At 54.5% G+C, this 13510-nt stretch carries 7 protein-coding genes; 1 reads left to right on the forward strand and 6 read right to left on the reverse strand.

The window, feature by feature from the left end; genetic code table 11:
• Window position 1: 1 nt before the first annotated feature.
• The 3 genes from M891_RS0111165 to M891_RS0111175 form a co-directional block, all read right to left on the reverse strand.
• On the reverse strand, window positions 2–1342 hold the full coding sequence (locus tag M891_RS0111165; RefSeq protein WP_028538895.1) for an ABC transporter substrate-binding protein: 1341 nt from the start codon (window positions 1340–1342) through the stop codon (window positions 2–4).
• 787 nt (window positions 1343–2129) lie between these two features.
• Entirely contained in the window at window positions 2130–3326 is a 1197-nt protein-coding gene (locus tag M891_RS0111170) for a GntR family transcriptional regulator (protein WP_028538896.1), read from the reverse strand.
• A 121-nt stretch (window positions 3327–3447) separates the two neighbouring features.
• Window positions 3448–4326, reverse strand: coding sequence for an ROK family protein (locus M891_RS0111175; RefSeq protein WP_016311226.1), 879 nt, complete (start codon window positions 4324–4326; stop codon window positions 3448–3450).
• A 104-nt stretch (window positions 4327–4430) separates the two neighbouring features.
• On the opposite strand from M891_RS0111175, the gene M891_RS23755 reads away from it, so the two are divergent.
• The gene (locus M891_RS23755; RefSeq protein WP_198032032.1) at window positions 4431–5294 is read left to right on the forward strand and encodes a M15 family metallopeptidase; all 864 of its coding nucleotides are present in this window, start codon (window positions 4431–4433) and stop codon (window positions 5292–5294) included.
• 21 nt (window positions 5295–5315) lie between these two features.
• On the opposite strand, the gene M891_RS0111185 is transcribed toward M891_RS23755, so the two are convergent.
• The 3 genes from M891_RS0111185 to M891_RS24645 form a co-directional block, all read right to left on the reverse strand.
• A complete protein-coding gene (locus M891_RS0111185) occupies window positions 5316–6272 on the reverse strand; it encodes a 3'-5' exoribonuclease YhaM family protein (protein WP_028538897.1) in 957 nt (318 codons plus the stop codon).
• 156 nt (window positions 6273–6428) lie between these two features.
• On the reverse strand, window positions 6429–8693 hold the full coding sequence (locus M891_RS0111190) for an FMN-binding protein (RefSeq protein ID WP_051416934.1): 2265 nt from the start codon (window positions 8691–8693) through the stop codon (window positions 6429–6431).
• Between the two features lie 385 nt (window positions 8694–9078).
• Entirely contained in the window at window positions 9079–13494 is a 4416-nt protein-coding gene (locus tag M891_RS24645) for a WIAG-tail domain (protein WP_051416936.1), read from the reverse strand.
• Between the last annotated feature and the right edge of the window lie 16 nt (window positions 13495–13510).

A 13510-nucleotide genomic window follows, 5' to 3' on the forward strand; every position in this document is an offset into this window, starting at 1 on the left:
TTTACTTCACGACAGCATTTTCCTCTAGCAGTTTGTCGCCTTGCTCTTGGGCTTTTTTCAGCGTATCGTCGATCGATTGCTTGTTCTGGAGCAGCAGTTGAAGGTTCGGAATAAGCGCGTTCTCTTCCATGACAGAATATCCCGGATGGGTCGGCCGCGTTTTGGCAAATTCCAACGTCTCCGTAAACGGCTTCCACAATGGATCTTCAGTAAAGAATGCATCCTCCAGCGCCGGTTTAAAGCCCGGCATGTTCAAGCTCGTTTTTGCCCACAGCAAGGCGTTGTCCTTGTTCGCTGTCCACCATTTGATGAACTCCCACGCCTCATCCGGATGCTTGGAGCCTTGCGGGATGACAAGCCCGAAGCCGCCCATCACGCTGCCTTTGTCCCCATTCGGACCGGCTGGCGGCGGTACGATGCCGTAATCCAGATCCTTACCATATTTGTTGTACGTGCTCATCATCCAAGGTCCGGTGTACAGCATCGCTACTTTCCCTGTAACAAACGCGTCGGTACCTTCGCCAAGCCCTTGTTCGAAGCCGACTTTATAGACTTTGTCCTCGTTCAGCAAGCGCTGCCAAAACTCCAGAACTTGTTTGCCCTTCTCGTTGTTGAAGTTGGTTTTGCCGTCTTCGCTGAGCATTTGCCCGCCGGCTTGCTGTAAATACATGTTAAACAACCCCGGATCGGCCATGGAGAACCCTGCAGTTTCAAGCTTGCTGCCATTCCATTTCGTCAGCGTCTTGGCCGCTTGCTCCAATTCATCCCACGTCGTTGGTGCCTCCAGCCCTGCATCCGCAAACATCTTCTTGTTGTAGAACAACGCGCGGGCATCTACCGTTAACGGCAGGCCGTACAGTTTCCCGTTATTGGTCAGCTCCTTCAAGGACTCCTCGTAAAAATCTTCCTTGTTCACTCCATCGCGCTCCATATAGTCGTCGATGGGACGAAGCACGTTTTTTGGAGCGTACAATGAGGTTCTCCAGCGGTCCCAGAACAAAATATCCGGCGAACCGCCGCTCGTCGCAGCCGTGAGGAATTTCGTGACCATATCCTGCTGAAGCACGTATTTGACTTCGATCTTGTCTTGCGACTTGTTGAAGGCGTCAACCATCGTCTCGAACTGCTTCTGCCCTTCGCCGCCCCAGTCGCCCCAGAACGTCAGCTTCACTTTCTCGGTTTTGCTGCTTCCGGTGTCACCACCGCCGCCGCTGTTCCCTGCGCCGCCGTTACTTGCGCTGCCGCCGTTACCAGCACTTCCGCCGTTACCTCCCCCTCCGCAAGCAGCCAGCATCGCACCGAACAGAACGGTCACCAGCATTACCATCATCCACTTTTTCATTTGTAAACCTCCCCTTTTCATTTCGAATAACATAGCAATTAAAGCGTTTTCAATAAGGATAGTATATTGGTATCATATCATTATGTCAATAAGAAAAAGTATCGATGTTAGTTGGTATATAAAGATATGCCAAATGACCCCCTTCAACATTTGGAGAGTACAAAAATGGCTTTCCTGTAGAAATGTCATTAATGGGGAAGGGCCTTGATCGAGAAAGTCCGTAATTAGAAAGGTCCGTAAACGGAAGACAACATCCTGCCTTAAATGACCGCACCACCAAAAGTGGCGCCTAAATGTAAAAGTACAGTTGATTTTAGAGAAAGCGTCGCTTTGGGACCCTTCAACTGTAAAAGTACAGTTAAAATCCGCCTAATTCTCCCTTTTCCACTAAATCACCTTAAACTAACTGCACTTTTATATTCCAAGGCCGGTAAAAACGAAAAAATGCCGAAGTTGAACTGCACTTTTGCAGTTGAGCTTCGGCATGTATGAGTTGAGGCGGGGCAACTTGAATCCACCGTAGGGTATTTGCGATCCACCCAGCGGGTAAGCCTTCTAGCACTTCGCCTAGGGGGGTGTCCTTATGCTACTGTAGTTCCCCCAGAGGGGGTGACACTAACACTACTGCTTGCGTCCCCACCCAGAGGGTGAGCCTAACACTACTCGCGCTCCACCTTGGAAGTGCGCCTTAAGCTACTAGGCCCCCCCTAGGAGGTAAGCCTTAAGCTACTAGGCTCCACCCTAGGAGGTAAGCCTTACGCTACTCACCCAGGGAGCAAGCCCTGCGCTACTTACGCTCCCACTCCTCCCTTGCGGGTCCGGTGGACTCCCCGGGGACGAGCACCGCGGGCAGCTTGATTTTGTTCGCTACCGGCCGGTTCTCCATCAGGGCCAGCACGTTTTCCACGGCCAGCTTGCCCATATCTTCTTCACTTTGACGCATATGGGTGAAGGCGTAGCCCTCGCCGATGCGGAACTGCGGGCTGTCGAAGCAGATGATCGACACGTCCTCAGGAATGCGCAGGCCGAGCCGGGTCACTGCGGCTTTCGCCAGCAGCGCGATGTTGTACTCGATGGCGAAGAAGGCCGTAATCGAAGGATGGGCCTCGAGATGGCGCATAATTTTTTGAATGTCCCGTTCAATGTTGTCATCGTAAAAAGAGTCCGGCAACGTCGACGTCAAATCGCTGATCCAGAGCTCCCGCTCAACAGCGATCCCGCGGCCGGCATGCGCCTGCACGAACCCTTCGATCCGTTCCTCGACGGCCGACGTATCGATCGGCGGCGGGGATAACAGCGAAATGCGGGCGTGCCCGAGGTCAAACAGGTGCTCCGTCGCTTCCTGCGCCGCTTTCACATTGTCGGTAATAATAGAAGCCGCCGCTACGCCCTTCAGCTCCCGGTCGATCAGTACCAGCGGGAAGCGTTCGATCACCAGCTTGAGAATCTCCGCGTTGAAATACTCCCCCTGTGCCGGAAAGACGATCAATCCGTCGACGCCAAGCTGCAGCAGCTTGCGGATCGTTGCTTCCTCGTTCTCCTGAACTCCAAACGTCCGCTTCAGAACGAGAAAACAATCCTGCTCCCGCGCAGCATCCTCCATCCCATAGATCAACCGCGTGCCGTAGCTGCCGGCAAAATCCGTCAGTACCACGCCGATCAGCTTCCCGGCAGCCTCCCTGTCCGTTCTGTTCCCGCTATAGATTCCGTCCATTCGGCCTTGTACCTGTTCTTCCGCGCCTGCGCCCTCAGCTTCGGGGTCCGTCACGAACGAGCCGCGTCCCGGCTTCCGCACGATAATTCCCTCGGCAGCCAGCATTTCTAAAGCTCGCTTGCTCGTAATCCGGCTGACTTGATATTCCTCAGCCAGCTCCTTCTCCGATGGAATCCGGTCTCCCGGTTTATAGCTCTGATCCAGAATTTTCTGTTTGACATCATCAAAAATCTTCTCGTACATCGGCTTTGACGAGGTGGTTTCACTCATGACGTTCCTCCCACGTTCCCTCACACAAGGACATGATATATATTATAATATATCATGATATATAGCTAATGTCGAACTATGTTTGAAAAAGTTTGCAACCGCCCCTCCGCCCAAGCTTCAGCTAAGAGCGAGCCAAGGCCTCCAAGCCCAGCGCGAGAGCGCCGCAAAGCCCAGCTCGATTCCCTAATCCCGGCGGGACAATATACTCATCCATCCCGTCCAAAATGGCTGGTGCGTTCACATATCCGGCCAGGTTCTTCTGAACTTCTTTGCGGATTAACGGGAACAGCTGCGATTGCTGCATGACGCCGCCGCCCATGATGATCTTCTGCGGCGAGAGCATGAGGATGGACCCGGTCACCGCCTGCGCTAAATAGTAGGCTTCGATCGCCCAGGCAGGATGGTCCGGTGTCAGCTCTTGCCCTTTGACCTTCCAGCGCGCTTCAAGACTAGGCCCCGCAGCCATACCTTCCAGACAGTCCCCGTGATATGGACATAGACCGGGGAAATCGTCCTCCGGATGCCGCCGCGGCAGAACATGTCCGCCTTCCGGATGAATCAGTCCATGGACAAGCTTGCCTTCGGTCAGGACTCCAACACCGATCCCGGTCCCCACCGTATAATACACACAGCTGTCCAAGCCCTGAGCAGCCCCCCATTTCGCCTCGCCCAACGCGGCAGCGTTTACGTCCGTATCCCAACCATAGGGAACATCAAAAGCCGCTTTTAACTTGCCAAGCACATCATATCCGTTCCATCCCGGCTTCGGCGTTGTCGTGACATGCCCGTAAGTGGCGCTGTGTGGATTCAAATCCAGCGGACCAAACGAGCCGACGCCAATCGCTTCAACATGTTTATCGCGAAAATAAGCAATCACCCGTTCTAACGTTGGCTCCGGCAGCTCGGTTGGGAAGCTGACCTCGTCCTCGATGGCTCCGTGCTCATTTCCGACACCGCAAACAAACTTCGTTCCTCCGGCCTCAATCGCTCCGATACGCATCAAATCTCCTCCTTTGTTATGATCGGAATATGCTATAATCATAGAAATTCATTCACTAAACAGCTGTATTCTTGGAATCATTTTACTGGTGAAGGAGCATGATCATGTTACCTTTCCTTCAAAACAAATCCATGCACAGCTCTCCTGCAGCACCCAGGAAGTATCTGTGCCGTACAAATCGGAAAATCGGCTTATGTACCCTGACCGTTCTGCTGCTAATCACCTGCGTGAATGGGGCCGGCGCAAAGCCTACCGCTGCGGCATCCCAACCAACCAAGCCTACCGATTCATCGTCGGTTCCCTTCCAAACTGCGAACAACACCAAAAATGCGGAAGTCACCAAGAAGTATCAACTCCCGAAGGGGAAAGGCTTCGTGTACCTCGACGAAGTGATTCCAAATGCCGTATACGATCTCCGCTATTATACCGGCGATAACTTTATCGGGGAGCGAATTGACGGGTACAACGGCCCGTTTGCCATTATAACCCTGCGGGCAGCCCGCGCTTTAAAAAAAGTCAACGACGACTTAGAAAGCCAGGGCTACCGTCTGAAAATCATCGATGCCTATCGGCCGCAGAAGGCAGTGAACCACTTCGCCCGTTGGTCCAAGGACCCGCAGGATACCAGGATGAAGGAACATTTCTATCCCGACGTAGATAAGAAAAACCTATTTAAGCAAGGCTACTTGTCCTCCAAATCCGGCCATTCCCGCGGCAGCACCGTGGACCTGACCATGGTCTACAAAAAAACTGGCGAAGAGGTGGATATGGGCAGCCGGGTTGATTTTCTGGGCCCGATTTCCGCGCATGGCGCGAAAGGGTTGACCAAAGCCCAGCGCGCAGCCCGCTATATTCTCAAGACCGCCATGGTGAAGCAAGGCTTCCAGCCCTATTCGAAAGAATGGTGGCACTATACGCTAAAAGATGAACCTTACCCCTCGACCTATTTTGATTTTGACGTGGAATAGACCTTAAGGCGTTTGGTTAGCCTACCACTTCAACCGATAAATCCCCTTGTTCTCCAAGCCCCGGATCAACGGGGTCCACGCTTCGGATTCCGGGGTCGTAGCCAGCGCGTCCTCTACCATCTGCAGCTTGGCATCCAGCGCATCGATATGGTGGAGGGCAACCGCCTCCGGCGTCTGCGGCTGAACCGGGCTGCCCCATTCCCCCAAGTTGTGGTGGGACAACACCAAATGCTGGAGGGCAAGTACCTTCGGCGAATCCAGCGCGATGCCCAGGCGAATGGCCGCTTCGGTCACCCACTGCGACGCCATCGAAATATGTCCCAGCAGCTTGCCCGGTGTACTATACTCGGACACGATCCCGAGTTCAGCTACCATCTCCTCCGGCTTGGCGATATCGTGCAAAATGATCCCCGCCTTCAGCAGATCCGGGTTCAAGAACGCGCGCTGCGCGCATAGGAAATCGCCGATTTCCAACATCCGTACCATATGGTAGGCCAAGCCGCCGAAATACGCGTGATGATGTGTTTTGGCCGCAGGATAATGGGCCAGCTTCTCCTCCACCTTGCCGACACAAAAGCGGACGATCGCCTGAATATCCGGATCGGCAATATCGTGAATGACGGCCTGAATCGTATGAATCAGCGCTTCCGACGAAATTGGCGCAGAGCGGATAAAATCGGTAAGATTCACACCGTCTTCCGGCTTGGCCAATCGCATCTGGATGATTTTCACCTGCAGCTTCTCCCGGTAAGTTTGCACGACTCCCCGTACCTTGACCAGCCCCATTGGGAAAAATGTCTCCTTGTCCGTTGACGAGGCATCCCATAATTTTGCCGGGATTTCCCCGGTCGAATCACACAACACGATATCTAAATAATCTTTGGGCGGATTCGCGTTCGTCTGCTTGATCTCCAGCTCCTTCAGCAAATAAAAGCCAATGAATTCATCTTGGTTTCGTAATTGATTAATTTGCGTCACCCATAATTCCTCCAAACCCATGATAGACCCATTATACTATGGGACAGCCAAAACCTCAGCGCATTTTCATGCTCGCCTGTCCGTCCTTCTATAGATAAAAAAAGAACGCCTCCCCGTGAATCTCACGGAGCCAGCGTCCTTTTTCAATTCAACAAATTATCTTCCGGCGTTCTCCAGCGCGTCCTTGACGGCCTCAATCACTTGTGCCGATACGGCTTTTACGCCTTCGGTTTCACCAAACGCTGCCGGGCGATACCCGTATTTATGCAGGGAACCTGCGGCGGTTGGCGTCTCGATTTCTGCCTTGACGGCTTTCTCGTCAGCGGTTAATTGGTCTTCAGTCTTGATTTTGGCGTTCTCATCCAAATAGAAGACTTCCATTTTGAACGGAATGTTGTTTTGCACCGTCACCATCACGTATACGGATTTGTCCTTATTAATCCCGGCGAAAATCCCGTTGATATAAGCTGTTTTGTAAGTCTCGCTGATTTCCGCTTTCTTATAAGCATTTTCAACGGCTGCTTTCAGTGCGTTACTGCTGCTGGTAGCCCCAGTGACAGCATCCACTTGAGCTACTTGCTCTCTCGTTCCGGCATACAACAGATCGCGAGTCAGGATCGGGATCGCTCTAACGACTTCAGCGTAAGCCGAAGCACCGCGGTCCACCATGTTCACGCCCACACGATACAGCTTCAGGCCAACGATCACGCCATTGCGCAGCGTGACATCGGCACGGTTCGTTCCTTTGTCGTAAGCGTCACCGTAGGTCGTGTATGTTCCGTCTTTGTAGTTGCCTTGCGTTTTCGACGCGTTATTCAACAGGTCAGCGAACGCTGCTCTCGCCGCGAGGGACAAGTTTTCTTCCCCTACGATTGGCGTCATGTTCGCGCCTTTTTGCGTCAAGCCTTCGGTTAACTGAGCGACAACGGTTTGTTGCTCATCCGTCAGCTTATCGGAGGCGATCAATTTACCGTCTTCGCCAAACAGGAACACTTTTACGTTCGAAACTTGATCCGCCTTGATGTCCGCCAGAACCAGCATTCTCGACTGGTTATCCACACCGGCAAACGTTCCTTCAAAATATTTCGCTTTCTCCGGAACCTTCAACGCTTTCTCAAAAGCACGTTCTACAGCAAGGTTCCAGCTATGGCTGCTCTCGGTGGCGCCGGCAATCGCATCAACGTCATCCTTGTAGTTCTCGATGTACGAGCCGTTCGCGAGCAATTTTGCCGTCATCGGTGCATTCGCTTTGACTACTTCAGCATAGGCTGTGTCGCCGCGGTCGATCAGGTTGGAGCCCAATCTGTACAGCTTCACATCCACCAGCTTGCCGTTGCGGATGTAAATGTCCGCTCTCTCCACCCCTTTATCACGGGCAGAACCATAGGCGGAGTAGAAACCATCGATGTATTTCGAATCATTTTTGACTTTGGCATTTTGCTCCGCATCCCAATACGCTTTTACCGCGGCTTTGAAGTCAGCTTCCTGACCTTTTGCACCCACGGCACTGGTCCCTTTCGCCAGCAGTTCCGCTGCGATCGCTTTCACCAATTTCGCTTGTTCGCTGGTCATATTCGCTTCTTCGATGGCATTGCCGCTCGCGTCAAGCGGATACACTTTCACCGCTGTACGTTTCGTTGCGTCGAAGGTTACAAACACCATGTATTTGCCTTCCGGATCGACACCCATATGCTCGCCGGCAAAATAAGTGACATCCTTTGGCTTCTCCTTCAAGGCTCTTTGGAAGGCACGGTCAACGGACAGCTTCCAGCCCTCACTCGAACGGGTCGCTCCGGACACAATGTCCACTTTAGCAGCCTGCTCTTGCGTTTTGCCAAGCAGATCCGCTTTCATCGTTTCGTAAGCGTTCCAGAGACCGCTGTAGTTGTTGCGAACGTCTCGGTCGATCAGCTTAGGGCTGGTTCTGAGCAGCTCAACCGCAGTGATTTTCCCGTCCTTGATCGTGACTTTGGCCCCTTCGGTCCCTTTGGAATAAGCGTTGCCGTAGGCTACATATACGCCGTCAACATACTTACTTTCCGCAGGTTTGACAGACGGAGTTGTTGTTTTGGCCGGAGTTGTCTGTTTCGTTGTTGTCTTTGCAGGAGTTGTTGTCGTTTTTGTAGTTGTTTTCGTGGTTGTTTTGGTTGTCGTCGACTTACTTGGCGTTGTCGATTTGCTTGGCGTTGTTGTCTTGCTTGGTGTTGTCGACTTACTTGGCGTTGTCGTCTTGCTTGGTGTCGTTGTCTTACTTGGTGTTGTGGTTTTGCTAGGTGTTGATTCTTTGGCAGGCGTTTCCGATTCCGATGCAGCAGACACCACGTCAATGCTGGTCAGCTTGAAACCGGAGGTACCAACCATAAGCGACAATGACGATAACACCAACGTCGCGCTTACTGTAAGGCTAATCAGCTTTTTCAAATGCAATCCTCTCCCTTGTGATTTTCACCGAGTTACGTAATGTTACATAACCTGCTCGCCGTTCATGGCATGTTCGTTTTGAATTTCAACTGTGCTTAGATCACATCACAATCAAAGTGCTACTCTAAGCAATCGCGCCCCTCCCTCTTGCACGATGTCTATCCTTTGAACCGGACCGCCCATGAAATAATGTGAAGAAATTCACATAACCTGTGAAAAAAATTAGATGGAGCGGTTCCCATTAAATACTAGGTAATTTGACGCAAAAACGCTGTACACAAAATCACATAGCCTGAAAGATATGTCACTTTGTTTCGGCTAAACTGATAAAAATAGCCGCCGGGGGATTCCCGACGGCTGCCATACCGCAAGTGTTTGGAAGACGTTACTGCGTGTTGCCAATCGCCATCCACGTCATGATTCCGTAGTTGACGCTGGTGTCCTTCAGCTTGGATATCGTGATGGTTGCCGAGCCCGGCGTTTGCTCTTTCATCGAAGCATAGTACGCAGGGTGATTGGTCATCGCAACGACAACGTAATTCGATGAACCAAACGGCGATTCAAAGTTGATTGTCACCGCTGCCTCTTCCTCTTGAGGCTTCAACAGGAACGGAACCATGCCAAATTGCAGCTCCGCCGGCTGGCCTGCCAGCGACGTTACCGGAGCAAACCCAAGCTGCTTCACTCCAACGGAACCTGGCTGCAAGTGACGAGTCCCCACCACCTCATCCGCTAAGTTGGCGCTGTTGACCGCATTTGCCGCCAAATGGACGTTTTCAACGGACGCTGGCAGCAAATGTTCGGCTCCAACCGCGCCTGCAGCCAAAGCCCCGGCATCCACAGCCCCCGATTGCAGATGTTCACGACCGATGGAAGAGGGCTGGATGTCTTCACCGCTAATCCCTTCCTCAGGCAGCAAACCATGTTGCTGAATTTCGGTGGACAGATGCCATATATTGACGGATTCGAGCGCGATATGGTGGGCATTTACCGACGCATCACTTAAATGCCGGGACTCCACGCTTTCCGCAGCCAGATTCACACTTTGCACGGCGTCCTCGGTCAGGTGATGGCTTTGGACGGACGCCTCCGCCAGTTGATCGCTCTGCACCGCACCTTTCTGCAGATGGCGTGCCCCGACAACGGCTTCGCCCAGATGGTGCTCCGACACAACCCCACCTGCTAAATGCTCGCCTTGCACTGCGCCATGAGCCAAGTGACGACTTTGAACCGTTCCTTCTGCCAAGTGTACGCTTTGCACCGCACCGGCTTGCAGATGATCGCTGCGCACCGCTTGCACGCCCAACGCACCAGGGCCAACCGCTCCGGGTTGCAAATGAGCGCTGGTAATCGACGACGGTTGCAGGTCCTTCCCGCCGATGCCTTCCGCAGGCAAGAGACCGTGCCGCTGCAGCTCCGTCGATAAATGCGAGATACTTACAGCTTCAGGAGCAAGATGCCTGCTGTCGACCACAGCTTCTCCAAGGTGTCGAGACTCCACGCTGCCTTCAGCCAAATGCCCGCCTTGCACTGCGCCTTCAGCAAGGTTCCGGCTTTGGATGGACCCATCTGCCAGATGATGGTTCAACACGGCACCTGCCTTCAGATGTCCGCTGCCCACCGACTGCTCGCCCAAGGCAATGGCATTCACCGCACCCGCTTGCAGATGTCGGCTCGTAATCGATGCGGCCTGTAAGTCCTCGCCGCTGATTCCCCCTGCCGGCAACAGCCCCTGTTGCTGCAGTTCGGCAGACAAGTGCCCGTAATTCACGGCTTCGGGAGCGATGTGGGAGCCTTCCACCACGGCTTCCCCAAGGTGTTGGGACTCCACGCTGCCTTCAGCCAAATGCTCGCTTTGCACCGCACCTGCAGTCAGATTCCGGCTTTGCACCGACGCCTCTGCCAGATGGCGATTCAACACGGCACTGCTCTGCAAGTGACCGCTGTTCACCGCCTGCTCACCGAGAGCTGTGGCATTCACCGCACCGGCTTGCAGATGACGGCTCGTAATTGCCCCGGCCTGCAAGTCATCCCCGTTAATCCCTTCGGACGGCAACAGACCTTGCAGCTGCAGCTCTGCGGATAAATGCTCGTAATTCACGGCTTCTAGGGCGAGATGAGCGCCTTCCACCACGGCCTCCCCAAGGTGCCGAGACTCCACGCTCCCCTCGGCCAAATGCTCGCCTTGCACCGCGCCTTCAGCCAAATGTTCACTTTGAACGGACGCCTCCGCCAGATGGCTGCTTTGCACCGCTCCCTCCTGAAGATGCGAGCTGCCAACCGCTTGCTCACCCAGCGCTTCGGAGCCCACCGCACCCGCCTGCAGATGCTGGCTGGTAATCGCTCCTGGCTGCAGTGCCTCCCCATCGATCCCGGCGACAGGCAGCAGCCCGCTTTGACGCAAGGCAGGGGTCATATGGGCAGCGCTGATCGATTCCGGAGCGATGTGGTAAGATCCAATCACCGAGATGCCGAGGTGGCGATCCGTTACACTGCCTTTGGCCAAATGCTCGCTTTGGATCGCCCCTTCGGCCAAATGCCGGCTGTGAACAGACGCTTCCGCCAGGTGACCGCTTTGCACCGCACCTTCCTGTAGGTGTGCGCTGCCAACCGCCTGCTCACCCAGCGCATCCGTATCCACCGCACCGGCTTGCAGGTGCAAGCTGGTGATGGATCCCGCCTGCAAATCCTTGCCGCGGATACCCGCCTCGGGAAGCAATCCGCTCTGCCGCAACTCGGCAGACAGATGACCGGCTTCGATGGCTTCGGCGGCAAGATGGCGGGAGCCCACGGCTGCGTCACTTATGTGGCGTCCCGACACACTGTTTTCTGCCAAATGCTTGCTCTGTACCACCCCAGCGGCCAAGTGATCTGTCCCTACCGCGCCTGCGGACAGCGCCTCCGATCCGACGGCCCCGGGGGCTAGATGCCCGGCGTCCACGGCTTGCGCCGCCAGTTTTGGGCCGGTAACACTGCCGTTCGCCAGCTTCGCCGCCGTGACTGCCAGATCTCCCAACTTATCTGTGGTCACACTTTCCGGTGAGAGCTTCAGGCTGGTGACCGCATGATCCTGAAGATGCGGTGAGAAAATGACGCCAACCCCCAGGTGCTCTTCCCGAATCGCACCGGGTGCGATCTGACTGCGGGTGATGGAGCCTGTTGCCAAATGCCGGGTCTGCACAATGCCCGAACCCAAATGGTCAGCTGTGATTTGCTGCGCACCGATAGCGGATTCCGTCACCGCGCCCGGAGCGATCACCCGGCTCGTCACACTGTCTTTTGCCAGTTTGTCAGCCGTTACGCTGCCGGATTGCAAGTGATTCGTCGCCACCGCTTCATCCGCCAGATGCTCCGAGGTCACCTCGGCGGATGCCAGCTTCTGCCGCGTGACCGCCGCATCGGCCAAATGCCATTCCTGCACCGCTTCCGAGCCCAGGTGATCGCTTTGCACCGCCCCTTCTGTCAGGTGCTGGCTCGTAACTGCTCCCCGAGCAAGCTGCTGCGATTGCACGGCCCCTTTGGCTAAGTGCCGGGTCAATACGGCTTCGTCCGCGATTTTTCCCGGCAACACACTTTGATCGGCGATCTTGGACGAAGTCACCGCCTGCTCGATGATATGGGAAGTGCCCACAGACTGGTCGGCCAGCTTCGTGGAGGGAATCGACTTATCGGCGAGATGCCGCGCCTCGATCACTTGGTCAGCGAGATGCTCCTGACCGATACTACCCGGCTGTACATGCTCGCTGCCCACCGCTCCTGACGCAAGATGGTGGGATTCAATCACCATTTCACCTAAATGAGCTGAAGTCACGCTCCCTTCCTGGAGTTGCTCCGCGCCGACACTCGACCAAGCCAGCAGTTCCCGATCGATCATCCCGGGAGCCAAATGCCGCGAAGTTATGCTGTGATCAGCCAGATGACGGCTCTCCACCGCCCCTTCCGCTAGCTTCTCCCCCGTTACGGAGTGGTCGCGCAGCTTCGACGTTGTCACCGCGGCCTCTCCCAGTTTAGAGGTGTCGACTGCTCCGTTCGCCAAATGCTGCGCATTTACAGCACCGCTGCGGATTTTATCTCCCGTAACAGATTGGTCCTGCAAAAGTTCGGACGTTACGATCCATTCCGCCAGATGCCGGCTCTCCACTGCCCCTTCGGCCAGCTTCTCTCCGGTGATCACCCGATCCGCCAGCTTCTCTGGGGTGATGCTGCCATCAACCAGCTTCTCCCCGCTGATCGAGTGATCCCGGATCGCTCGGCCTTCGATCGAACCATCCACCAGATGGCTGCCGTTCACAGAAGAAGGAGCGATTTTCGAAGAAGTGACCGCCCGATCCGCCAGCTTAATGGTCTCCACGGCATAATCGGCGATCCAAGCGGTATCGATCGTTCCTCGCATGATCCGTGATGCATCGATCGTATACGGCGCAATTTTCTCCCCAGTAACAGCCTCATCGATGATATCGTCGGTATAAATAATCCCTTGCTCTTGATGCGGGGCTGCTTTTTCACTGAGCAGTTCCTGCAGCGCCTGGTTCCCGCTATCGCTGCTTCCATGTTCCGTAACTGCCGCAGACCCTGCCGCAGACTCTATCGCAGCTGATGCTGGCGTGTTCGCCTCTTTCTCTTGTTCCGGCAGCGCGGGCAGTACGGGAGCTGGGCTTTCATGAAGCTCAACCTTCTTGTCTCGGGATCGCAACGATGCCTTTCGTTCCTCAAGCAGCTTAAGCTCGTTGATATTCGGGTTATCTACGTAATAGAGCGATTTCTTTGATCTGCTTGATTTTGATGATTTATGTCTCTTCAAGAGCCGCCCTCTCCTT

This window comes from Paenibacillus sp. J14 (assembly GCF_000518465.1).
Lineage (GTDB): Bacteria > Bacillota > Bacilli > Paenibacillales > Paenibacillaceae > Fontibacillus > Fontibacillus barengoltzii.